At 66.0% G+C, this 23,772-nt stretch carries 19 protein-coding genes and 1 riboswitch; of the genes, 9 read left to right on the top strand and 10 right to left on the bottom strand.

All coding sequences use genetic code 11. The features are described 5' to 3' along the window. Window positions 1–144 precede the first annotated feature (144 nt). Entirely contained in the window at window positions 145–1,632 is a 1,488-nt protein-coding gene (locus AC3ISA_RS15985) for a phospholipase D-like domain-containing protein (RefSeq protein WP_489178656.1), read from the top strand. Here the strand turns inward: AC3ISA_RS15985 and AC3ISA_RS15980 are convergent. From AC3ISA_RS15980 to folD, 5 genes are all read right to left on the bottom strand, one after another. Beyond that, the gene (locus tag AC3ISA_RS15980) at window positions 1,617–2,354 is read right to left on the bottom strand and encodes an endonuclease/exonuclease/phosphatase family protein (RefSeq protein WP_489178655.1); all 738 of its coding nucleotides are present in this window, start codon (window positions 2,352–2,354) and stop codon (window positions 1,617–1,619) included. The genes AC3ISA_RS15985 and AC3ISA_RS15980 overlap by 16 nt on opposite strands. Before the next feature lie 72 nt (window positions 2,355–2,426). After that, complete coding sequence (locus AC3ISA_RS15975) at window positions 2,427–3,104, bottom strand: TPM domain-containing protein (RefSeq protein ID WP_489178654.1); 678 nt, start codon at window positions 3,102–3,104, stop codon at window positions 2,427–2,429. Next, window positions 3,104–3,919, bottom strand: coding sequence for a TPM domain-containing protein (locus tag AC3ISA_RS15970; RefSeq protein ID WP_489178653.1), 816 nt, complete (start codon window positions 3,917–3,919; stop codon window positions 3,104–3,106). The genes AC3ISA_RS15975 and AC3ISA_RS15970 overlap by 1 nt, the downstream gene beginning before the upstream one ends. Further along, complete coding sequence (locus AC3ISA_RS15965; protein WP_489178652.1) at window positions 3,916–4,599, bottom strand: LemA family protein; 684 nt, start codon at window positions 4,597–4,599, stop codon at window positions 3,916–3,918. The genes AC3ISA_RS15970 and AC3ISA_RS15965 overlap by 4 nt, the downstream gene beginning before the upstream one ends. Before the next feature lie 61 nt (window positions 4,600–4,660). After that, window positions 4,661–5,584 carry a bifunctional methylenetetrahydrofolate dehydrogenase/methenyltetrahydrofolate cyclohydrolase FolD gene (gene folD / locus AC3ISA_RS15960; protein WP_489178651.1) on the bottom strand — a complete coding sequence of 308 codons (924 nt, stop codon included), beginning with the start codon at window positions 5,582–5,584 and terminating at the stop codon, window positions 4,661–4,663. A 92-nt stretch (window positions 5,585–5,676) separates the two neighbouring features. On the opposite strand from folD, the gene AC3ISA_RS15955 reads away from it, so the two are divergent. The 3 genes from AC3ISA_RS15955 (at window position 5,677) to AC3ISA_RS15945 (ending at window position 9,389) form a co-directional block, all read left to right on the top strand. Then, a complete protein-coding gene (locus tag AC3ISA_RS15955) occupies window positions 5,677–7,566 on the top strand; it encodes a PPC domain-containing protein (RefSeq protein ID WP_489178650.1) in 1,890 nt (629 codons plus the stop codon). A 5-nt stretch (window positions 7,567–7,571) separates the two neighbouring features. Then, on the top strand, window positions 7,572–8,603 hold the full coding sequence (fni, locus tag AC3ISA_RS15950) for a type 2 isopentenyl-diphosphate Delta-isomerase (protein WP_489178649.1): 1,032 nt from the start codon (window positions 7,572–7,574) through the stop codon (window positions 8,601–8,603). A gap of 43 nt (window positions 8,604–8,646) precedes the next feature. Beyond that, a riboswitch (yybP-ykoY riboswitch) is annotated at window positions 8,647–8,790 on the top strand. A 26-nt stretch (window positions 8,791–8,816) separates the two neighbouring features. Continuing rightward, window positions 8,817–9,389, top strand: coding sequence for a manganese efflux pump MntP (locus AC3ISA_RS15945; RefSeq protein ID WP_489178648.1), 573 nt, complete (start codon window positions 8,817–8,819; stop codon window positions 9,387–9,389). 4 nt (window positions 9,390–9,393) lie between these two features. Here AC3ISA_RS15945 and hutH read toward each other — a convergent pair whose 3' ends face one another. Genes hutH through hutG form a run of 3 tightly spaced genes read right to left on the bottom strand, consistent with a single transcriptional unit; the run spans window position 9,394 to window position 13,406 of the window. Next, a complete protein-coding gene (gene hutH, locus AC3ISA_RS15940; RefSeq protein ID WP_489178647.1) occupies window positions 9,394–10,923 on the bottom strand; it encodes a histidine ammonia-lyase in 1,530 nt (509 codons plus the stop codon). A gap of 3 nt (window positions 10,924–10,926) precedes the next feature. After that, window positions 10,927–12,591 carry a urocanate hydratase gene (gene hutU, locus AC3ISA_RS15935; protein ID WP_489178646.1) on the bottom strand — a complete coding sequence of 555 codons (1,665 nt, stop codon included), beginning with the start codon at window positions 12,589–12,591 and terminating at the stop codon, window positions 10,927–10,929. After that, window positions 12,588–13,406, bottom strand: a complete 819-nt coding sequence (hutG, locus tag AC3ISA_RS15930; protein ID WP_489178645.1) for an N-formylglutamate deformylase — start codon at window positions 13,404–13,406, stop codon at window positions 12,588–12,590. Before hutG ends, hutU begins: the two co-directional genes overlap by 4 nt. A 77-nt stretch (window positions 13,407–13,483) precedes the next feature. Between hutG and AC3ISA_RS15925 the strand changes: the two genes are divergently transcribed. The 4 genes from AC3ISA_RS15925 to AC3ISA_RS15910 all read left to right on the top strand — a co-directional run bounded on the left by AC3ISA_RS15925 (window position 13,484) and on the right by AC3ISA_RS15910 (window position 20,246). After that, the gene (locus AC3ISA_RS15925; RefSeq protein WP_489178644.1) at window positions 13,484–14,860 is read left to right on the top strand and encodes a formimidoylglutamate deiminase; all 1,377 of its coding nucleotides are present in this window, start codon (window positions 13,484–13,486) and stop codon (window positions 14,858–14,860) included. After that, window positions 14,857–15,582, top strand: a complete 726-nt coding sequence (gene hutC, locus AC3ISA_RS15920; RefSeq protein WP_489178643.1) for a histidine utilization transcriptional repressor HutC — start codon at window positions 14,857–14,859, stop codon at window positions 15,580–15,582. Before AC3ISA_RS15925 ends, hutC begins: the two co-directional genes overlap by 4 nt. Next, window positions 15,579–16,772, top strand: a complete 1,194-nt coding sequence (hutI, locus tag AC3ISA_RS15915; RefSeq protein ID WP_489178642.1) for an imidazolonepropionase — start codon at window positions 15,579–15,581, stop codon at window positions 16,770–16,772. Before hutC ends, hutI begins: the two co-directional genes overlap by 4 nt. A 66-nt stretch (window positions 16,773–16,838) precedes the next feature. Beyond that, window positions 16,839–20,246, top strand: coding sequence for a class I SAM-dependent DNA methyltransferase (locus tag AC3ISA_RS15910; RefSeq protein WP_489178641.1), 3,408 nt, complete (start codon window positions 16,839–16,841; stop codon window positions 20,244–20,246). Window positions 20,247–20,249: 3 nt separating this feature from the next. On the opposite strand, the gene AC3ISA_RS15905 is transcribed toward AC3ISA_RS15910, so the two are convergent. Beyond that, the gene (locus AC3ISA_RS15905) at window positions 20,250–20,627 is read right to left on the bottom strand and encodes a response regulator (RefSeq protein WP_489178640.1); all 378 of its coding nucleotides are present in this window, start codon (window positions 20,625–20,627) and stop codon (window positions 20,250–20,252) included. After that, window positions 20,624–22,132, bottom strand: coding sequence for a sensor histidine kinase (locus tag AC3ISA_RS15900; protein ID WP_489178639.1), 1,509 nt, complete (start codon window positions 22,130–22,132; stop codon window positions 20,624–20,626). Before AC3ISA_RS15900 ends, AC3ISA_RS15905 begins: the two co-directional genes overlap by 4 nt. 119 nt (window positions 22,133–22,251) lie before the next feature. Between AC3ISA_RS15900 and AC3ISA_RS15895 the strand changes: the two genes are divergently transcribed. Next, window positions 22,252–23,772, top strand: coding sequence for a carboxylesterase/lipase family protein (locus AC3ISA_RS15895; RefSeq protein WP_489178638.1), 1,521 nt, complete (start codon window positions 22,252–22,254; stop codon window positions 23,770–23,772).

The following is a 23,772-nucleotide window of genomic DNA, read 5'->3' as shown; positions in this document are numbered from 1 at the left end:
CGAATGGCCACGCTCCTTATGCGCCAAATCGACGAACGTCACAATCCCGCCTTCAACGCCCGCCCCTTCAAAGATTGACCGCGCGCGAACTGCGTGGAACGGAGGCAGGAGGCGCTCCGACACCGTGTCACGCGAATCAGTCAGATGGGTCGCATGACGCAGAGCGGCGACAGTTACGAAGGCAGTTTGCTAGACCCCGGTCCGGGGCTGTGGACCGTCGCGGTCGCCAATCGCTTTTCCGTGCTGATGGAGAACGAGGCCTATTTCGACGCCCTGTCGTCGGCGATCCACAAGGCCGAACGCTCCATCGTGCTGCTGGGCTGGCAGTTCGATCCGCGCACCCATCTGGACCCCGAAACCCGGCCCGGCGACAAGTCGGCCGAGATTGGTCGCCAGTTGCGGATGTTGGTTAAGAAGAAGCCCGATCTTGATGTGCGGCTGCTGATCTGGAAATCGCCGCTGCTGATCGCGGCGTCGCAGGGCTTTTATCCGCACCGAGCGCAACGCTGGTTCCGCAAGCGGATGGTGGAGTTCCGACTGGATTCGCCGGGACCGATCGGCGCCTGCCATCACCAGAAGGTGGTGGTGATCGACGACAAGGTGGCCTTCTGCGGCGGGGGCGACATCTCGACGGACCGCTGGGATTCCGACGAGCATCTGGACGGCGATCCGCGCCGCGCCCTGCCCAGCGGCCTGATCTGCAAGGCGCGCCACGAGGTGATGAGCGTGATGGATGGCCCGGCGGCGCGCGCGCTGGGCGATCTGGCGCGGGAGCGCTGGTTCAAGGCGACCTGGGAACGCACCACCCCGGATGAGGTCGAAAGCGATCCTTGGCCGGATGGCGTGCCGGTGCAGATGACCGACGTGCCCGTCGGCATCGCCCGCACCGAGCCCAAATGGTCGGGCCGGCACGAGGTGCGCGAAAGCGAGGCCCTCCACCTGGAGGCCATTCGCCGCGCCAAGCGTCTGATCTATTTCGAGAACCAGTATTTCACCTCACCGGTGATCGCCGCCGCCCTGGCCGAACGGCTGGCCGAAGTGGATGGACCGCAGGTGATCGTCATATCGACGGCGAAAAGCCCCAGCTGGTTCGACAGCCTGACCATGGACACCGCGCGGGCCGAGGTGCTGTACCGGCTGGAGCAGGCAGACACCTATAACCGCTTCTTCGCCTTCGCCCCGCTGACCGAACATGGCGACCGGATCATCGTGCACGCCAAGGTGACGATCATCGACGACCGGCTGCTGAGGATCGGATCCACGAACCTGAACAACCGCTCGATGGGGTTGGACACCGAGTGCGACATCGCCGCCGAGCCGACGGATGCGGCCGGGCGGGCCGTGATCACCGCCTATCGTCACCGCACCATCGCCCACTGGCTGGGTGTCGCGACCCAGGACTATGCGGCTGTCGAGGGCGTATTCGGATCGATCGGGGCTGCGATCTGCAGCTTCGAGACGGATCGGTTGAAGCCGCTTGGGTCGGACCCGCCGACGCGCATCCAGAGGATGTTCGCCGAATGGCAACTGGGCGATCCGACCTCTTCGACCGACGCCTGGCGGCCGTGGAAGCGGCTGAAACGGTCCCAACGTACCCGTCCCGCGTCCGAGGGCGGTCAGGCGCCGGGCTGAACCACGTCGAAGTCGATGATCAGCGGCAAGTGATCAGACGCCACCCGCGCCAAGGGTGAGAAAGCCGACCGCACCGCGCGGATACGGATTTCCTTGCTGACGAAACAGTGGTCGATGCGGATGGCGGGGAAGGCCGATGGGAAGGTCTTCACGCTGGGCTTCAGGCCCAACTGACGCTGACAGTCCTGAAGGCTTCGGCACAGGGTCTGGTAGGGGCGGGTGATCGAGGTGGCATTGAAGTCGCCCGCCAGCAGGGTCGGACCCGTGCAGGCGCCGACCCAGCCTGAACCGGCCAAGGCCGCCGCCTGAAGCCGCTGTTCGCGGGGGACCAAGCCCAGGTGGGTGTTCAGGACGTTGATGGCGGTTCCGCCGATCTCGATCTCGGACCAGATGGCGCCGCGCGGCTCCAGACCCGGAATGCCGGACACGGTGGGCAGGGCGCCGGCGCGGATCAGCCGTTCGGGATGGGGCGTCAGGATAGCGTCGCCGTACAGTTCAGCCTCGACCTGCATCGCCGGGTGAAAGCGCGAGGTCATGGCCAGGCCGGTGGCGATGGCTTGGGCCTGATCCACCCCGCCGGTGCGAACCCGGCCGACGTCCAGCTCTTGCAGACAGACGATGTCCGGCTCGAACTCGCCGATGACGGCGACGATCCGCGCGACATCTAGCCGGCGATCGGTGCCGACGCAGCGATGGACATTATAGGTGAGAAGGCGAGGCATGGGTTTGCGGCTATATGGGCGTTGACCGTGGGCTAGGCCTTCTGGCGCGCGATTGCGACCCCGATACGACGATCAGAGCAGGATCAGGTGATCGGGCAGTTCGTTGGGGTTGTCGGGGCGCGGCGGGAAGTGCCGGGCCAGCACTTGGCCGCACAGGTCGATTGCCGCCGCGAAACCCTCGACCGGACGGTCGGCCCGCATTTCGCGGGTCAGGACGGCGACGGCCTGGGCCCAGGCGTCTTCGTCCACCTTGGTGTGGATGCCTTCGTCGGCGATCAGCTCGACCTGATGTTCGTCCAGCGCGGCGAACAGCAGGACGCCGGTGCGTTCGGTGGTCACATGGACACCCTGAGCCATGAACTGCTGCAAGGCGGCTTCTCTGACACGGCTACGCCGGACCCCGGCAGGCGTGACCAGCCTACTAACGGCGGGAATGCGCGTCAGCAGGAAGACGCCGACGAAGACCACGGCTTGAGACAAGGCATAGAGGACCAGGGCCTGACCCGTGGCTGCGGCTTGGGCGGCCTGATGCGCGGCTTCCCACCCATCGCCTGGCCAGCGGAAATCCAGCAAGAAGGGAATGAAGACGATGGGCGCCAGAAGGGCGGCGCCTGCCGCCCAAGCCAGGCTGACGTCCAGGTAGGTGGAGACCCGTCGCGAAATCACGCAGAAGATTTCGCCAGACGTCTGTCGCTCGGCCGCCGAGATGGCCTCGCCGATCCGGATGCGGTCGTTGTCCGTGATCTGCATCACCATCCTCCCGAGGCGCCGCCGCCGCCGAAGCTGCCGCCGCCTCCGCCGAACCCACCACCGCCGCCAAAGCCGCCTCCGCCCCCGCCGCGTCCCGAGCTTCTCAGCGCTTCGGACGCAGCCCACAGCAGCACGGATCCGACGTTGCTGCGCCGCCCGCGTCCGGACCGCATGGCGATCAGGAACATGAACAGGAAGATGGCCGCGATGATGACAACCGGGATGATGGACTCGGCCTTGGTGTCAGTCTGCTGCGCCGCAGCCGCCTGGGCGCGCGCCTGCGCCTCTGCGGGGTCGAGTGACAGTTGCGCGATCAGGGCGTCCACGCCCTTGACCACGCCGGCTTGGTAATTGCCGTCGCGGAAGGACGGCAGGATGTCGTCACGAATGACTTGAGACGAGAAGGCGTCGGTCAGGATCGGCTCAAGCCCATAGCCGACCTCAACGCGGACCTTGCGTTCGTTGGGGGCGACGATCAGCAGGGCGCCGTTGTCGTTTTCCTTCTGGCCGATGCCCCAGGCGCGACCCAACTGATAGCCGTAGTCCTCGATCTCCTGATCCTGAAGACTGTTCACGGTCACGACGACAAGCTGGTCGGTGCTGCTGGCCTCCAGCGCCGCCAGCTTTTCCGTCAGATCCTGTTCTGTCGCGTGATCGAGCAGATTGGCCTGATCGACCACGCGGCCGGTCAGGGGCGGGAAGTCGAGCTTGGTTTGGGCCGCTGCCGGAAAAGCAAACAGCAGGGCGGCGACCAGACACAGAAGGAGGGCGGCGAGGCCCGTTTGACGCCGCGCCGCCGCTTGAAGGGCTGTCACTGGGCGGGCGGGGTAGCGCCCGGCGCCACAGCCGGTGCACCGCCGCCGGGCGCCGAGGCGTTGGCGGGCGGGGCGTTCAGGTTGAAGTTGACTTGGGGCGCCGACTGGGCCGCGACCGTGGCGGTGAACAGCTGCATCGGCTGCGAGCCGCCGTGCAGGGTCTTGGCCCAGATCACCTGCGGGAAGGTGCGCAGCGTGGTGTTGTAGTCGCGGACCGCCTCGTTGTAGTCGCGGCGCGAGATGGCGATGCGGTTCTCGGTGCCTTCCAGCTGCGACTGCAGGGTCAGGAAGTTCTGGTTGGCCTGAAGCTGGGGATAGGCCTCGACCGTGACCAGCAGGCGCGACAGGGCGCCCGACAGTTGTCCCTGGGCCTCCTGATACTGCTGGAAGGCCTGCGGGTTATTCAGGTCGTCGGCCGAGACATTGACCGAGGTGGCGCGGGCGCGGGCGTTGATCACGTCCGTCAGGGTGGTGCGTTCCTGGATCGCGGCGCCCTGAACGGTGGCGACCAGATTGGGAACCAGGTCGGCGCGGCGCTGATACTGGCTCTGCACGTCCGCCCAGGCCGCCTCGGCGCGTTCCTGCTTGGTCGGAATGGTGTTGTAGCCGCAGCCCGCGACTGCGGGGACGATCATCAGAGCGCCGGTCAGAGCGACGGCGCGAACGTTGAAGCGGACCATGACATCTCCCAGTCGGCGATAGCGCCGCAGAGCGGGACTATTCACCGGCCCAATAAATGCATCAAGCGTCCAATGGCTCCGGTTGGATATTGTTGATGCGGCAGGCCGCCGAATAGGTGTTGGCCAGCAGACAGGCGATGGTCATGGGGCCGACGCCGCCCGGCACCGGGGTGATGCGATCGGCGACCTCGACCGCCTCCTTGAAGGCCACGTCGCCGACGACGCGGGTCTTGCCTTCGGCGGCCTTGACCGGGTCGGCCGAGGGGACGCGGTTGATGCCGACGTCGATGACGGTCGCGCCCGGCTTGATCCAGTCGCCCTTGATCATCTCGGGACGACCGACGGCGGCGACCAGGATGTCGGCGCGGCGGCACACCTCGGGCAGGTCACGCGTGCGGGAATGGGCGACGGTGACGGTGCAGCTTTCGCCGAGCAGAAGCTGGGCCATCGGCTTGCCGACGATATTGGAGCGGCCGACGATCACGGCGTTCAGACCCGACAGGTCGCCCAACTGATCCTTGAGCAGCATCAGGCAGCCCAGCGGCGTGCAGGGGACCAGGCCCGGCAGGCCGACGGCCAGCCGACCCGCGTTGACGACGTGGAAGCCGTCCACATCCTTGTCCGGAGAAATGGCGTCCAGCACGACCGAGGCGTCGATGTGGGCGGGCAAGGGTAGTTGCACCAGAATGCCGTGGATGCCCGCATCCGCATTCAACTGGGCGATCAGGGCCAGCAGCTCTTCTTGGCTGGTCGTATCAGACAGGCGGTGGGTATCGGATCGCATGCCGGCGCGCAGGGTCGTCTCGCCCTTGTTGCGCACATAGATCTGGCTGGCGGGATCCTCACCGACGATGACGACGGCCAGGCCGGGTTTGACGCCGTATGCGCTCTCCAGCCGGGCGACGGCAGCGCCGACACGCTCCACCAGGGCAACCGAAAAGGCCTTGCCGTCGATCAGGGTCACAGGCGTGGATTGGGCCGACATGGCAGCTCCGTCTGGCGGGAAATCAGGATGGCGGCGATTTACAGCCGTCACGGTTCGGCGTCTATGATCCGCGTCCACTACTGGAGGAATTCATGAACCGTCCGTCTCTTGCCGCCGCTGTCAGCACCGTCGCCCTTCTGTGGGCCGCCGCGCCGGCGATGGCCCAGGACGCCCAGCCCTTGCGGATCGGCGCGACGGTCAACGGCGCCCTGACGGACGCAGACGGCAAGGCCGCGGACGACGAATATCGCTATGACGACTATCGGTTCGACGCGCGCGCAGGCCAGCGTCTGGAAGCCATTCTGAGGTCCGACGCCTTCGATGCGTTTCTGGCGGTCTATGCGGACGGCGCCGAGGGCGAGCCGCTGGCGACCGACGACGACGGGGTGGAAGAGGGCACCGATGCCCGCCTGCGTTTTACGCCCGAGCGGGCCGGCGCCTATGTCCTGCGGGCCAGGACGCTGAGCGGACTGGATGGCGGCGACTATCGACTGTCGCTGCAGGAACGGCCGGCCCCGCCGCGTGCGCCGCGACCCAGCGGCATCCGCCTCGGCGCGACCCAGAGCGGCGAACTGACCGCTCGTGATCCTGAGCAAGAGGATGGTGGCCGCTATGACGCCTACACCTTCAGCGCCAACGCCGGCGACCGGTTCGTCGTGACCCTGGACTCCAGCGCCTTCGATCCTCTGGTGCGGGTCGGGCGGATGAACGGTCCCGATTTCGTCGAGATCAGCTCCAACGACGACGCCCCCGGCGGCGGATTGAATTCGCGCCTGACTTTCACGGCGCCGACGGCGGGCGAATACATCATCCGCGCAACCTCGCTGGAAGACGGCTTGGGCCGCTACGAGGTTGGCCTGGCCGAGGCGCCGCCCGCCCCGCCCTCCAAGCCGATCGCCGTGGGCGACGAGATCAAGGGCGAACTGGGTTCCGACAGCGCCACCAACGACAACGGCCAGCGCGCCGAGACCTATCGCTTCACCGGCACGAACGGCCAGCGCGTCGCCATCGAGATGAAGTCGAGCGATTTCGATACCTATCTGACCCTGCGTCGCGCGTCGGACGATTCGGTACTGGCCGAGGATGACGACGGGGCCGGATCGGGCACCGATTCCCGCATCGCCCGCACCCTGGACGCCGATGGCGACTATATTATCGAGGCGCGCGGCTTCAGCGACGAGGCCGAAGGAGACTATACGCTGAAGGTGACCGAAACCGCGCCGCCGCCCCCGCCTACGGCGGCGACCTTTGGGGAGAAGGTCGAGGGTGAGATCACGGACGAGGACCCCCAGGGCGACGACGGCAAACGCTATGACGCCTATGTCTTTACCGGGACGGAGGGGCAGCGCGTCCAGGCGATCCTGCGTTCGGGCGATTTCGACGCCTATCTGGAGATCGGCGAGGCGGGCGATACGTTCGAGGCTCTGGCCAGCGACGACGACGGCTTGGCGGAAGGCACGGATTCGCGCCTGAACTTCACCCTGCCGTCGGCCGGCGATTATGTGGTGCGGGCCTCGCCGCTGAGCGCGGACGGCAAGGGGCTGTATTCGCTCGAACTGCTGGATCGCGGGCCTGAACCCAAGCCGGGCAGTCTTCTAGTTGGCGGGACCGTGCGCGGAACCCTGTCCAACAGTGCGGCTCTGAGCGACGAAGGCGCCTATTTCGACGCCTATCGGTTCCAGGCCAAGAAGGACGAAAAGCTGCGGATCACCATGGTCTCGAACGCCTTCGATTCCTTTATCGACCTGGGCCGGGTCGATGACAACGGCGACTTCTCCAGCCTGGCCACAGACGACGACGGCCTGTCGGACGCCCACGCCAAGCTGGATTGGACCGCGCCGGACGACGGCTGGTATCTGGTGCGCGCCCGCGCTTATGGCCCCAACCAGACAGGCGCCTACGCCCTGACGGTCGAACGCCAGCCGGCCGGGGCTTCGGCCGTCGCCCACGATGAGATCCCCGTCATTGTGATGCCGAAATAAGGCCTGTGACCGACGCGGCTCCGCTAAACCGCAAAGACCAGCACCTGGACGTGGTGCTGGCCGGGCGCGGCCGACACGCGCGCGACGCGGGTTTCGACCGGGTGCATTTCGTCCATGAGGCGCTGCCGGATCTGGATCACGACAAGATCGACCTCGGCGCCGACTTCCTGGGGCGACGGCTGAAGTCGCCGTTGCTGATCAGCGCCATGACCGGCGGCCCGACGCGGGCCGAGGCGATCAATGCGCGCCTGGCCGAAGCGGCCCAGCATCTGGGCATCGCCCTGGCGGTTGGCTCCCAGCGCGCGGCGGTCGAGGGCGGGGCGGCGGGCGGTCTGGACCGGACGCTGCGTCGTCGGGCGCCGGACACCTTCATCCTGTCCAACATCGGGGCCGCCCAGCTGACGCGCGGCTTCGGGCTGGACGAGGCCCGGCGGGCGGTCGAGATGATCGACGCCGACGCCCTGGTCGTTCACCTCAACCCGTTGCAGGAGGCGTGTCAGCCCGAGGGCGACCGCGACTGGTGGGGCGTCGGGGCGGCGCTGGAGGCTCTGGTCCTCAAGCTGGAGGTTCCGGTCGTCGTCAAGGAGACCGGCGCGGGCCTGTCGGGACGCACGGCGCGGCGGTTGGTGGATATGGGCGTGGCCGCGGTGGACGTCGCAGGCGCCGGCGGCTCCAACTGGGGACTGGTCGAGGGCGAACGCGCCGTCGATCCGGCAGACAAGGCCCACGCCGCCGTCTTCTCTGACTGGGGCACGCCCACGGCCCATGCGCTGGTGGACGTCAGGCGCGCCTGCCCGGAGGCCGTCATCATCGGATCGGGCGGTGTGCGCAACGGGCTGGACGTCGCCAAGGCGATTCGTCTCGGTGCCGACGTGGCGGGGCAGGCGGCGGGGGTGCTGGCGGCGGCGACCATCTCGACCGATGCCGTCGTCGATCATTTTCAACTGGTCATCCGACAACTGAGAACCGTCTGTTTCTGCACCAACTCCGCCAATCTGGCGGCCCTGAGACGGGCCCCGCTGCACCCCTTCGATTGATCTGCGCGGTTGCTAATCCCTCGGCGCCGCGTGTAGAGGACCGCCTCCTGTTGGGGAGTAGCTTCCGGCGTCAGCGTCGGGATCGTGTCAACATACTCGCGTTTCGACGCGTGGCGCGATCAGCGGACAATCACCGCCTAGCGAGACCAGCGCGTTCCACCGCCGCACCGGCCGGAGTGGAACCGCTGTCTTGCGTCCGGTCGAGTGCAGTCCATGACCCCAGGAACCATCGCCATCCTGTCCCTCAGCATGTCCACGGACGCCTTTGCGGCCGCCGTGGGACGCGGGGCGTCGCATCGACCGGCCGTAAGGGACGCCATCAAGGCCGGGCTGGTGTTCGGCGTCATTGAGGCAATTACGCCCCTGATCGGCTGGGGCTTGGGCATCATCGCCGCCGGCCTGGTCGAGAAGGTGGATCACTGGATCGCCTTCACCCTGCTGCTGATCGTCGGCGGCAAGATGATCTGGGAAGGCGCCAAGTCGCGCGATGCGGAAGATGACGCCGCGCCGCGCCGGTCCGGCCCCTGGGCCCTGATCGCCACCGCCGTCGGCACCAGCATCGACGCGGCGGCCGTCGGCGTGGGCCTGGCCTTCATCGGCGTGAACATCTGGGTGATCGCCGCCTCTATCGGCTTCACCACCTTCGTCCTGACCACCATCGGCATGCTGATCGGCAAGGCCGTGGGAACCCGGTTCGGCAAGACCGCAGAGATCATCGGCGGCGTGGCCCTGATCGGCCTGGGCACGACGATCCTGCTGGAGCACCTGGGCATCCTGGCCGGTTAAGCGGTCAGGCCGATGGCAGCAAGTCACCGGCAAACCTCCGGTACCTGCCCGCCCTGACGCCGTCCGTCGCACGGGCGATGTCGGGCGCGAAATAGTGGTCACTGGTGTAGGGGGCGGCGGCTTCGCGGACGATGGCGAAGACCTGTTCCAGCGCGGGGGAACTGGTCAGGGGGCGATGGAACTCAATCCCCTGCGCCGCCGCCAGCAGTTCGATTCCGACGACCGTCGCCGTGTTCTCGGCCATGTCCAGCAGGCGGCGCGCGCCGTGGGTGGCCATGGAGACGTGGTCTTCCTGATTGGCGCTGGTGGGGACGGTATCGACGCTGCACGGGTGGGCGACCATCCGGTTCTCGGCGATCAGGGCGGCGGCGGTCACTTGGGCGATCATGAAGCCTGAGTTCAGGCCGCTTTCCTTGACCAGGAAGGCCGGCAGTTCGCTCATCTTCGGATCGACCAGGATGGCGGTGCGACGCTCGGAGATATTGCCGATCTCGCACAGGGCCATTGCGATCTGATCGGCTGCGAAAGCAACGGGTTCGGCGTGGAAGTTTCCGCCCGAGATCACGTCTCCGTCCTCGATGAATACCAGAGGATTGTCGGTCACGGCGTTGGCCTCGCGTTCCAGAGTGGCGGCGGCCGTGTTCAGCACGTCAAGGATCGCGCCCATGACCTGGGGCTGGCAACGCAGGGAGTACGGATCCTGCACCTTGGCGCAGTCGTCGCGGTGGCTGTCGCGGATGGCCGAGCCGGTCATCAGCTCACGCAGGCGAGCCGCGACGGCGATCTGGCCCGGTTGGCCACGCAGCGTATGGATGCGGGCGTCAAAGGGGGCGTCGGAGCCCTTCAGCGCATCGACCGACAAGGCCCCGGCCGCGATCCCGGCGGCGAAGACCGCCTCGGCCGCGAACAGGCCCGCCAGGGCCAGCGCCGTCGAACACTGGGTGCCGTTCAGCAGGGCCAGGCCCTCCTTGGGGCCGAGCGTCAAGGGCGTCAAACCGATCTTGGCCAGGGCCGCTTCGGCCTCCAGCGTCTCGCCGTTCAGCCGCGCCTCGCCCACGCCGATCAGGACGCAGGACATGTGGGCCAGCGGGGCCAGGTCGCCCGAGGCGCCGACCGATCCCTTGGACGGGATGCAGGGCAGGACGTCTGCGTTGACCAGCGCGATCAGCGCCTTCAGCGTCTCGCGCCGAATGCCCGAGGCGCCCCGCGACAGGCTGGCGATCTTCAGCACCATCAACAGGCGCGTCACCGCATCGGGCAGCAACGGTCCGACGCCGCAGGCGTGGCTGAGCACCAGGTTGCGCTGAAGCGTTTCCAGATCCTCCGGCGCGATGGAGGTGTTGGCCAGCAGGCCGAAGCCCGTGTTGACGCCATAGACGGTGCGGCCCTCCGCCACGATGTCGGCGATGGTCGCCGCGCTCTTCTCGACATCGGCCCAGGCGGCGGGGGTGACAGAGACGGTCACGGGGCCGTCCAGCACGGCGCGTAGCTGGCAGAGGGTAAGGGGCGATTGGCCGATGGTCAGGGTGGTCATGGCTCAGGCCTTCAGGCTCGGAAGGTTCAGTTCGTGCTCGCGGGCGGCCGCGCGGGCGATCTCGTAGCCGGCGTCGGCATGACGCATGACGCCGGTGGCGGGGTCGTTCCACAGCACCCGCTCCAGCCGTCTGGCGGCCTCAGGCGTGCCGTCGGCGACGATGACGACGCCTGAATGCTGGGAATAGCCCATGCCGACCCCGCCGCCGTGGTGCAGCGACACCCAGCTGGCGCCCGAGGCTGTGTTCAGCAGGGCGTTCAGCAGGGGCCAGTCGGAGACGGCGTCGGAGCCGTCCATCATGGCCTCGGTCTCACGGTTCGGGCTGGCGACCGAGCCGCTGTCCAGATGATCGCGGCCAATGACGATGGGGCCGGACAGTTCGCCCGAGGCCACCATCTCGTTGAACATCAGGCCGGCGCGGTGTCGATCACCCAATCCGATCCAGCAGATACGTGCCGGAAGGCCTTGAAATGCAATGCGCTCGCCCGCCATGTCCAGCCAGCGATGCAGGCCGGCGTTGTCGGGGAAGAGCGCCTTCATCGCCGCGTCGGTCTTTCGGATATCGTCTGGATCGCCGGTGAGGGCGGCCCAGCGGAAAGGGCCGATCCCCCGGCAGAACAGCGGGCGGATATAGGCCGGGACGAAGCCGGGAAAGTCGAAGGCGTTTATGACGCCGGCATCGAAGGCGACCTGGCGGATGTTATTGCCGTAGTCGGTCGTCGGCACGCCCATCGCCTGGAAGGCCAGCATCGCCTTGACGTGTTCGACGATGGAGGTGCGCGCGGCGACGGCGACGCTGTCAGGATCGCTGACGCGCTTGTCTTCCCATTCGGCGACGGTCCAGCCGGAGGGCAGATAGCCGTTGATCAGGTCGTGGGCGCTGGTCTGGTCGGTGACCAGATCGGGGCGAACACCGCGTTTCACCATTTCAGGCAGGACATCCGCTGCATTGCCCAACAGACCGACAGATGAGGGTTTTCCCGTTCGCCCGGCGTCTTCGATCAGAGCCAACGCCTCGTCCAGCGTCTCGGCCATGACGTCGAGGTAGCGGGTCTTCAGCCGCATCTCGATCCGGCTGCGCTGGCATTCGATGGCCAGGCAGGAGGCGCCCGCCATGGTCGCGGCCAGGGTCTGGGCGCCGCCCATGCCGCCCAGGCCAGCCGTCAGGATCCACTTGCCCGACCAGTCGCCGCCATAGTGCTGGCGCCCGGCCTCCATGAAGGTCTCATAGGTGCCTTGGACGATGCCTTGGGTGCCGATGTAGATCCACGACCCGGCCGTCATCTGACCGTACATCATCAGGCCTTTGCGATCGAGTTCGTTGAAATGCTCCCAGGTCGCCCATTTGGGCACCAGGTTGGAGTTGGCGATCAGCACCCGCGGGGCGTCGGCATGGGTGCGGAAGACCCCGACCGGCTTGCCCGACTGAACCAGCAAGGTCTCGTCGGCCTCCAGCGTCTTCAGCGTCTCGACGATCTTGTCGAAGGCAGCCCAGTCGCGCGCGGCCTTGCCGATGCCGCCATAGACGACCAGGTCCTGAGGCCGCTCGGCCACTTCTGGGTCGAGGTTGTTCATCAGCATGCGCATGGCGGCTTCGGCCGCCCACGTCTTGGCGGACTTGTCCGGCCCGCGCGGGCTGCGAACGATCCGGGCGTTGGGCGTGTTCATCTTTGGCTTTCCGCGAAGTCGATGCAGGCGGTCAGGACGCGGTGCAGATGCCGACGCATCGGCTCGGCGCGCTCCGGTTCGTAGGCGCTGGGCCAGTTGTCGGGCGACACAGGACCGGCGGGATCGAGGGTGTAACCCCGGTCCGCCAGTTCCATCTGGATGGCGTGAACGCCGGTTTCGGGGCGGCCATAATGGCGTGTGGTCCAGCCGCCCTTGAACCGGCCGTTGACGATCAGGCTGGCCCCACTGACGGCGCAGGCGGCTTCGACAGCCTGGGTCAGTTCAGCGGCGCAGGTCGCGCCGTCGTTGTCGCCGATGTTGAACTGGGGCAATTCGCCCTCGAACAGGCGCGGCACCACCGAGCGGATCGAGTGGGCGTCGTAGAGGACGACAGGGCCTTTGATACGCAGGCGGTCCAACTGATTCTGAAGGGCGGCATGATAGGGATCGAACCAGGTCGCCCGTCGCTCGGCGATCTCGGCCGCGTCGGGTTCTTGGCCCGCCGGATATAGTGGCTCGCCGTCGAAGGTTTCGATGGGGCACAGGCCGGTGGTCGTCATGCCGGGGTAGAGGGAGGCCCCCGACGGATCGCGGTTCACGTCGATGACGCTGCGCGACACGCCGGTGCGGACCAGGGTTGCGCCCATGTCGACGGCGAAGTCGTACAGCCGATCAACCCACCAGTCTGCGTCCTTGCGCGCCAGCCAGCCTGAATTCATCCGCGCCTCGATGGCGGCCGGAATGTCGGTCCCCGTGTGCGGCAGGCCGATCACCAGCGGCGCCGAACCCTCATGGACGGTCAGCCATTCCTGCATCCGTTCAGCCTCCCTCGCCAAATCGATCCATCGTGGTATGTCTAGACATATTGATCGTAATCAAACGGACCTGTCCAGTGACCCTTCAGCCGCAGCCTGTGGATCGCACCCTTTGGTTCGAGGCGGCTCTGCTGCCGGACGGCTGGGCGCACGATATCCGCGTCGGCATGGCGGACGGGCGAATCGCCAGTCTCGAAGCGGGCGTAGCGCGCATTGGAGGGGATGAGGGCGGCGGAGTCGCCTTGCCGGGCGTGGCCAACGTCCACAGCCATGCCTTCCAGCGGGCCATGGCCGGTCTGACCGAGGCGCGCGGGCCATCCGACGACGACTTCTGGACCTGGCGCGAACTGATGTACCGCTTCCTCGACCGGGGCGGGCCGGAAGAGATCGAGGCCATCACCGCCCTGGCCTTCATGGAAATGCTGGAAGGCGGCTTCACCCGCGTCGCCGAGTTCCATTATCTGCATAACGAACCATCGGGCGCCGCCTATGCGGATCGGGCCGAGATCGCCGCGCGGATCGTGGCGGCGGCTGAAGGGACGGGCATCGCCCTGACCATGCTGCCGGTCTTCTACGCCCATGCCGGGTTCGGGGGGCAGCCGCCGTCGCACGGACAGCGTCGCTTCATCAACGATCTGGACGGGTTCGCGGATCTGGTCTCGCGGTGCAGGACTTTGACGGCCGATCTGCCGGACGCCGTGGTCGGCGTGGCGCCGCACAGCCTGCGCGCCGTCAGCCCTGACGAACTGGCGGCCATGCCGGCGCTGGCGGGCGACGGGCCGATCCATATCCATGTCGCCGAACAGACCAAGGAGGTGGCGGACTGCCTGGCCTGGTCGGGCGCCCGGCCGGTCGAGTGGCTGCTGGCCAATGCGCCGGTCGATCCGCGCTGGTGCCTGATCCACTCAACCCATGTGAACGAGGCCGAATGGCGCGGCGTGGTTGAGCGCTGCGCCGTCGTCGGCCTTTGCCCGATCACCGAGGCCAATCTGGGCGACGGCGTCTTTCCGGCGGCCGATTTCACCCGCGCCGGCGGGCGGTTCGGGATCGGCACGGATTCCAATGTTCAGATCGGCGTCGCCGAAGAGTTGCGGATGCTGGAATACAGTCAGCGGCTGGCGCTGCGCGGGCGCGCCGTCATGGCGGATGCGAAGCGCTCGACGGGCCGCGCCTTGTTCGACCATGCGCTGGCGGGCGGCGCTCAGGCGACAGGTGCGTCATCGGGTCTGTGCATCGGGGCGTCGGCGGACATCGTTTCGCTGGATACGGGCGGCCTGGCCTTCGCCGGACGGGCGGGCGATGCGTTGCTCGACAGCTGGATATTCGGCGCGCCGACGGGCTCGATTTCGTCGGTTTGGCGCGCGGGGCGCGAGGTCGTGAAGAACGGCCGCCACGTCGCGCGGGACGCCATCGAGACGCGCTATCGCAAGGCGCTGGCGACGGTGCTGGGGTGAGCCTTCATCGCCGCATCTACGCCGATCTGGAGGGGCGCATCCTGTCCGGCGATCTGTCGCCCGGCGACCGGATTCCGTTCGAGCACGAACTGACCGAACGCTACGGCTGTTCGCGCATGACGGTGTCGAAGGCCATTTCCGAACTGGCGGGGCGGGGGCTGGTGACGCGCCGTCGTCGAGCCGGCACGTTCGTCGCCCAGCCCAAGGCCCATGCCGCCGTCCTGGCCATTCCCGACCTGCGGGCCGAGGTGATCGAGCGGGGGCAGGCTTACGGCTATGTCCTGATGGAGCGGATCGAACGGGAGCCGGACGGCGCGGACGAAATCGAATTGGCCTCGGGCGGTCGTCTGCTGGACCTGACCTGTCTCCACAGCGCCGACGGCGCACCTCTGGCACTGGAGCACCGGCTGATCGCCCTGGGCGCAGCACCTCAAGCTATAGACGTTGATTTTCAGACGTTTCCGCCGGGAAGCTGGCTGCTGGACTCCGCGCCCTGGACCGAGGCGGAGAACCGCATCTCGGCGGTCGCGGCCGACGCCCGCGCCGCGCGCCTGTTGGAACTCAAGCCCGGCGCCGCCTGCCTGTGCGTCGAGCGGCGGACGTGGCGGGACGGGCAGGGGGTGACGCGGGTCTGGCAGACCTTCCCCGGCGACCGCTATGATCTGGTGGCGCGTTTCTCGTCAGCCCATTCACCCGTTCTGGCCAAGGAGCCCCGCCGATGAAGGCCGACCGTCTGCTGATCGACTGTCACGTCGCCACCATGGTCGAGGGACCGGTTCCCTATGGCGCAATCCACGACGCGGCCGTGGTCGTCGCGGACGGCCGCATCGCCTGGGTAGGGCCGCGCGCCGATCTGCCCGCCGTAGACGCCACTGAGACCGAGCGGCTGCACGGGCGCTGGGTGACGCCGGGCCTGATCGACTGCCATACGCACCTGGTGTTCGGTGGCGACCGCTCGGCCGAGTTCGAGCAGCGACTGGGCGGCGCCACATATGAGGAGATCGCACGCGCCGGCGGCGGCATCGTCTCCTCGGTCAAGGCCACGCGGGCGGCGTCGGAAGACGAACTGTTCGCCTCGGCACTGACGCGGCTGGCGGGGCTGAAGGCCACCGGCGTCACGACCGTCGAGATCAAGTCCGGCTATGGGCTGGATCGCGAGACGGAGCTGAAGATGCTGCGTGTCGCCCGCCGGATCGGACGCGAAGGCGGGGTGCGTGTCCGCACCAGCTATCTCGGCCTGCACGCCGTCCCGCCCGAATATCGCGACGACAGAGCCGCCTATGTCGATCTGGCCATCGACGACATCCTGCCCGCGGCTCATGCCGAAGGCCTAGTCGATGCTGTCGACGCCTATTGCGAGCCCATCGCCTTTTCGACCGACGAGGTGTCGCGCCTGTTCGACAAGGCCCGCGCCCTGGGCTTGCCGGTCAAACTGCATGCTGATCAGTTATCAGACGGCGGCGGCGCGGCCCTGGCGGCGCGCTATCAGGCCTTGTCCGCCGACCACATCGAACATGCGACCGAGGAAGGCATCGCCGCCATGGCCGCCGCCGGCGTCGTCGCCGTCCTGTTACCAGGCGCCTACCTGATGCTGCGTGAAACGAAAGCGCCACCCGTCGATCTGCTGCGCCGCCACGGCGTGCACATGGCCGTCGCCACCGACTGCAACCCCGGCACCTCGCCCTTGGGCTCCATGACCGCCGCCCTCAACCTCGCCTGCGTCCAGTTCCGCCTGACCCCGGAAGAGGCCCTGGTCGGCGCGACGCGAGAAGCGGCGCGTGCGCTTGGGATGCTGGACGAGATGGGCACAATCGAACCGGGGAAGGCGGCGGACCTTGCGATCTGGGACATCTCCCGCCCGGCGGAGCTTTGCTACTGGTTGGGCAAACCCTTGCTCCACGCCATAGCGTAAAACACCCCATGGTTGTGGCCGTGATAAATACACGTTAAAGAGGTCTTCAGTTGGGGGATTCTCTTTATGGATGTGGACGAGTTCATCAGGATCTGGACGAACACTCCGGCTTCGGAGCGGGATGCAGCGCAGTCGTTTGTCATCCATCTCTGTAGGATAATTGGTGTCGCCGCTCCGAACGAGAAGAAGGTCGGTGATCTGGACTACGGGTTTGAGCGGATCGTTCGGTTTCGTCATGATGACTCCAGCTCCCACTGGGGGTTCATCGACTGCTACCGTCGCGGATCCTTCGTTCTGGAAGCAAAACAGACGGCGAAACGGCTGGCTGGCGGGCCGGACACCAACCAGATGAAATTCGTCGGGCCAGACGTCGTCGAGCGAAAAATGGAAAACGCCAGGGCGCAAGCCAAAGGCTATGCGCGCGCACTGGACGAATGGCCGCCGTTCCTCATCATCGTGGACGTGGGGCGATCCATCGAGCTTTGGTCCGATTTCAGTCGGATGGGAAAGACCTATCTCCACTACCCGGATCGCGAAAACTACAGGATATCGATCTCAGATCTAAGCGATCCCAAGATCCGAGAACGGCTTGCGGCCGTCTGGACCGATCCAATGTCGCTCGACCCGGCGAAAAAGGTCGAGGATGCGACCACCGAGATTGCAGCGATCCTAGGCCGGTTAGTCCAATCGTTCCGCACGCGCTTTTCACGAGATGCCGATGGGGCCGGCGATCCGGTGCATCGTGCGGCCTGGGAAAAACGGGTGGCCGTCTTCGTCATGCAGTGCGTGTTCGCCATGTTCGCCGACAGCGTTCAACTGATCCCGGACAGGGCGTTTGCGCAGTTTTTGAAGAGCTACAAGGGCGACGCGAAGAACCTGCACAGAGCGATCAGCCAAGTCTTCCGCACGATGGACACCGGCGGTCATTGCACGGTGCTTCGATGCGATATGCGCTGGTTCAACGGCGGTCTGTATGCCGAAGACGCGGCGATCGCCGTGTCGGAGAGTGAACTCGATATCCTCTGCCAAGCTGCGGGCTGTGATTGGGCGAGGGTCGAGCCGGCGATCTTCGGCGCACTGATGGAAAATGCGCTTTCAACCGAGGAACGCGGTGAGCTCGGCGCTCACTATACCCCTAAAGCCATGGTCGAGACGCTCGTCCAGGCCACTATCATGGATGTTCTTCAAAAAGAGTGGGAAGCTGCCGCCGTTCAAATCGACAAGTTCGAGAAGTACGGAGATCTGCGCAAGGCGACGGATCTGGCGAAGTCGTTCCATCTGGCCCTATGTCACATCAAGGTGCTCGACCCCGCGTGCGGCACCGGCAATTTTCTTTACATCGCCATGGACAGAATGAAGGGCCTCGAAGGCGAGGTGATCGAGCGGCTGGCGGCTCTTGGTGAGTCTCAGAGGGTTCTTGAAACCGATGGGTCATCGGTCGGCCCACGCCAGTTCATGGGGATAGAGAAAAGCACCCAAGCCGTCTGGATCGCGACGGTGGTCATGTGGATCGGCCATTTGCAGTGGCATTATCGGCTTTCTGGAAAAGTACATCCATCCAATCCCATCTTGAAGGACTACTGCGTCGTCGAACAGGGTGACGCCATTCTGGCATGGCGCGGCGTGTCTCCGGCGCCGATGTCGAAAGACGGTATTTGCTACGTCGAGCCCTATTCCCCGACGTGGCCTAAGGCGCATTTCATCATCGGAAACCCGCCGTTCATCGCGGGCAAGGATCTTCGCGCCGAGTTGGGTTCAGCCTATGTCGAAGCGCTCTGGTCCTCTCGTGGTGATCGCTTTCGATCAGCGGATATCGTGACGGTATGGTGGGATCGGGCCGCTGAAATCCTTGTCTCGGATATCGGAAAGCAGGGACCGTTCGAGAATATCTCCGCCCTGCCCAAGAAGCGTTCGATACCTGAGCCGGCTCTTCAGCGCTTTGGATATGTAACGACCAATTCGATCACGCAAAACTTCTCGCGTCGTGTTGTCGAGGAAAGGCTTGGCGGCGCGTCGCCGATGCGGCTGATCTTCGCTATCGCTGACCACCCCTGGATCAAGGGCGAGGCAGCTGCAGCCGTCAGGGTCGCGATGACGGTCGCAGAGGCCGGGGCGCCTGATGGTCGCGGGCGCCTGTTGCAGGTCGTTCAGGAAGGCGTAGACGGCGTAGTCTATGCCGAAACCAGAGGCGATGTAGGAAGCGATCTGACGATCGGGCGAGGGATTGATCGCGCGGTTGTGCTCAAGGCCAACCGCCTGCTGGCCCATCGCGGCGTGCAACTGATGGGGGAGGGCTTCCAGGTCTCTTCGGACAAGGCTGAGACGTTGGCGAGCTTATCCGTGGATCGTCATATCATCCCGCTCAGACCTTATCGAAACGGCAAGGATCTGACAGAGCGGTCGCGCGATCTTCAGGTCATCGATCTGTTCGGCTGGTCGCAAGAGGACGCCAAACGACAGCATCCCGGCTTCATTCAGCATTTGATGGAGACGGTGAAGCCGGATAGGGATGTCAACAACCGGCCCTCCTATCGCGATAACTGGTGGATTTTCGGCGAACCAAGACGAGATCTCCGCGACGCCGTGAAGGGACTGCCTCGTTTCATCGTTACGGTAGAGACGTCAAAACACCGATGGTTCCGATTTCTCGATGCCTCGATATTGCCGGACAATCGTCTGGTCTGCATTGCGTCCGACGACCCGTTCGTCCTAGGCGTCCTTTCGTCCAGAGTACACAGGGCGTGGGCGCTCGCTGTCGGGGGGAGGCTTGAGGATCGTCCCGTCTATTCAAAAGGCTTATGTTTCGATCGGTTTGCGTTTCCTGACATAAGCAGTCTGGCGCGGCAGGAAATCTCCACCGTCGCCGAGGGTCTGGACGATCTGAGAGCCCATGTCCTTGCCTGCAACCCCGGCATGGCGATGACGACGCTCTACAACGTGATGGAAAAGACATCTGCGGGTGTTGCGCTGACTGAGGCCGAACGAACCGTCCGCCAAGTCGGATGCGTGGACCTGCTGCTGGATGCCGGCCAGCGTCTGGATCGACTGGTGTTCCAAGCTTACGGATGGGCGTCCGATGTCGGTGACGCGGCTATCGTTTCACACCTGGTGGCTCTCAATCAGAGGCGCGCTCTGGAGGAAGATGAGGGGCGAATACTCTTCCTTCGTCCCGAGTTCCAAAAGACCAGGCTACCCAAGCTACGAAAATTCCTTCCGTCGGCGCACGTCGAACAGAATGTCTCTCGTCCACCGCTACCCTCGGATGAGATTGGCCGGATAATGAGCGTTCTGGAGGTATTGCGCGGCGTCGGTCGCCCTTTGGACGCTGACGATCTCAAGTCGCTTTTCGAAGTTCCGAAGGGCGCACAGAGCGTAACCAAAAGTCTTCAGCACACCCTTGATATTCTGACTGCCGCAGGAAGCATCTACCGCACCGACGTTGGCTGGTTCGCGCCGAGGCGGATGCCGAGCTAGGGCTCAGGCCTGGGCGACGCCAATGGCCTTCATCAGGGCGTCGCGGATGGCGGCTTCGGTGAAGGGCTTCTGGATGGTGGGTTGGCCGCGCCATTCTTCGGGCAGGCCGCCTTCGCCGTACCCGGTGGAGAAGACGAAGGGCACGCCGCGCGCCTTCAATACCTCGGCGACGGGGAAGACCTGACGGCCCGCGACATTGACATCCAGCAGGGCGGCGTCGAGGTTGTCGGTGTCGCGGGCCAGGGTCTCACCATCGTCGATGTTGGACGCGGGACCGACCGGAATGCATTCCATGTCTTCCAGGATCGTCTCCAGCAGCATGGCGACGAGGGATTCATCCTCGACGATCAGGACGCGGCGGCCGGTCAGGGGTTGGGTCATTGTGCGGCCGTCCTGTCGAGCGGAACCGTCAGTTCCGCGATCAATCCATCGGGGGCGTAGACCAGATCGATCTCGCCCGCCAGATCATGGCGAATGTTTCGTTCAATCAAGCGGCTACCGAAACCTCTTCTGTCCGGTACCGTAACTTTTGGGCCGCCCATTTCGCGCCAGCTGAGCTGGAGCTTGCGGGCCCTCTGATCGGCCAGAGACCAGTCGATCAGGATGCGGCCTTCAGGCGTGTGAAGCGCGCCGTATTTTGCGGCGTTCGTGGCCAGTTCGTGGAAGATCATGCCGAGCGACAGCACGATGGCGGGCTCCAGCGACACCGGCGGTCCGTTCAGGCTGATGCGGGTATGGCCGTAGGCCTCGGTCTCGTGCTCCAGGATGGCGCGCAGGTCGGCGCCTTCCCAATGGCTTTGCGTCAGCAGGTTGTGCGTGTGCGACAGGGCCATGATCCGGGACTGGAAGGTCTCGGCGAAGCCTGCGGGATCGGTGTTGGAACGCGCGGTCTGGATGGCGATCGACTGGACCGTGGCCAGAGTGTTCTTCACCCGGTGGTTCAGTTCGTCGATCATCAGTTTCTGGCGCTGGGCGGCCAGGACGTTCTCGGTGATCTCGTGACCCTGGACGAAGATGCCGACGACCGCGCCGGCGTCGTCGCGGATCGGCTGATAGATGAAGTTGAGATAGACGGTTTCCAGCGGGCCGTCTGGCGTGCGCTGAAGCTGGGCCACGCTCTCTCGGCCTTCGTAGGGCTCGCCCGTCGCGAAGACGCCGTCCAAGAACTCGTAAAAGCCCTGGCCCACCAATTCCGGTAGGGCCTCGCGCACCGGCTTGCCGGCGATGTCACGGTGGCCGATCAACTGGCTGTAGGCGTCGTTGTGCATCTGGAACCGGTGTTCCGGGCCAGACAGGATGGCGACGAAACCTGGCGCCTGCATGAACATCTCGACCAGTCGATTGCGCTCGGTCTCCAGCCGCCGATTGTCCTCCTGAACCGACTGGGCGCGGCGCAGGACCGAGCCGCCGACGATGGCGTCGAGGGCAGTGGTCGGCTCGTCCGGCTGGATTGTGGGTGACAGGTCGGTGACGTCGGTGGTGTGCTGGAGCAGCAGCACCACCTCGCCGGCGTCGTTCAGGATCGGCGTGTGGGTGGCGCTCCAGATCCGTTCCACGAAGACCTCGCTGCCGTCCGGCAAGGTCTGGGGCATGGAGTAGCGCACGACGGCGAGGTGATCGCGTTGTCGGGTATCGCGCGCCTTTTCCAGAGAGGCGCGGACTTGGCGTACATTTTCCGGCGCCTCGGTTCCCGGGCCGGAGTCGAAGGTCGCGAACAGGGGTTGGCCCAACACATCGCTACGCTTGGCGCCCGTGACGTCCCTGTAGGCCTGATTGACCTCCACAATGCGGAGGTCGGGCGTGAGCAGCAGATAAGGATTGGGCGAGGCCTCGAAGGCCGCGCCCAGATCGACGGTCAGGTCGCTTGATTTTGTCGTGTCGTTCAACGCCTACCCCGTCCAGCTTGACGATAACGCACGATCTCGAAATCGGTTCTATCGCGAGATGTCGTGAACTGTGATCGCAAGGTCATTGGCGCGATCTCAGGATTTGCTAATCAGCGAGGATGACAATCGCCGGCGTCTTCGCCACCCTCACGCTCATGATGGCGCCCGCAGCCGACCAGCCCACCGTCCGCATTCAGCAAGGCGTCCTGATCGGACGCGCCGATGCCGACGTGGCCGCGTTCAAGAACATTCCCTATGCCGCGCCGCCGACGGCCGAGCGACGCTGGCGTCCGCCGGGCGCCGCGCCGACGTGGCAGGGACAGCGCGATGCCAGCGCCTATGGCCCCCTGTGCATCCAGGCCCCGCCGAGCGGCGATCCGGGCGTGGGGCCTCTGCCGATGAGCGAGGACTGCCTGAACCTGAACGTCTGGCGGCCGGTGGGCACGCGCCAGCCGGCGCCGGTCATGGTGTGGATCCACGGCGGCGGTCTGGTGAACGGGTCGGGCACGGCGCCGCTCTATGACGGCACGACCCTGGCCAAGCGGGGCGTCGTCGTGGTGACGCTGAACTATCGGCTGGGGCGACTGGGCTTCTTCGACCATCCGGCGCTGGCGGCCGAGCGGCCGGCGGGCGAGGCGGCGGGCAACTATGGCCTGATGGATGTGACGGCGGCGCTGAAATGGGTGCGCGCCAATATCGCGGACTTCGGCGGCGATCCGGAGAACGTCACCATCTTCGGCGAGTCGGCGGGCGGCGCCATCGTGACGCGGCTGATGATCTCGCCGCCCGCGCGGGGCCTGTTCGACCGGGCGGTGGTGCAGTCGGGCCTGGGACGCGAGTTGCAGACGCCGCTGGACAAGAAGGGGCCGCACGGCGCCCCGTCTGCGCGCGAGCGGGGCGAGGTCTGGTCATTCGGCGCGGGGCTGAGGACCGCCGCCGATCTGCGCGCCGCGCCGGCCGACATGTTCCTGACGCCGCCGCCGGTGTTCGCCAATGGCGACCTGACGCTGATCGATGGGCGGATCGTGCCGTCCACGGTCGAGGCGGCGTTCAAGGCGGGGCGGCAGGCGCCCGTGCCGATGATCATCGGCACGAACAGCGCCGAGTTCTGGTGGATGCGGCCAACGGACCGCAACGGCTATGGCCAGATCGACGACGACATGACCTGGCTGGAGCGGGCCGACGCGGTCCAGGGCTATGGCGGTCTGGAGGCGTTCGACAAACTGGCCATCACGGATCTGGTTTTTTCCGAACCGGCGCGGATGCTGGCGCGGCTGCACAACAAGGCCGGTCATCCGGCCTGGCTGTATCGGTTCGACATCTCGTCGCCGCAGAACCCCGAGCCGCACGGCGGGGCCACCCATGCGATCGAGCGGCCTTATGTGTTCGGAACCCTGAACACCTTGCCGTACCCGGTCGAGGATCGGGATCGCAAGGCGTCGGAGGCGATGATCGGCTACTGGACCGCCTTTGCGCGTTCGGGCGATCCCAATGGCGTCGGCCGGATCGAATGGCCTCGCGCCAGGGCAGGGGATACCCGGCTGATGAACTTCGGCAACGTCGGGCCGACGGTGACGCCGGTGCCGTTCAGCGCGCGGCTGGACCTGCTGGAACGGTTCCGCGACCGGCCCCGGCCGTAA

Source organism: Brevundimonas sp. KH_058 (assembly GCF_057838505.1).
Note: the sequence above shows the minus strand (reverse complement) of the source record. Positions and strands in the feature narration are given on the sequence as shown.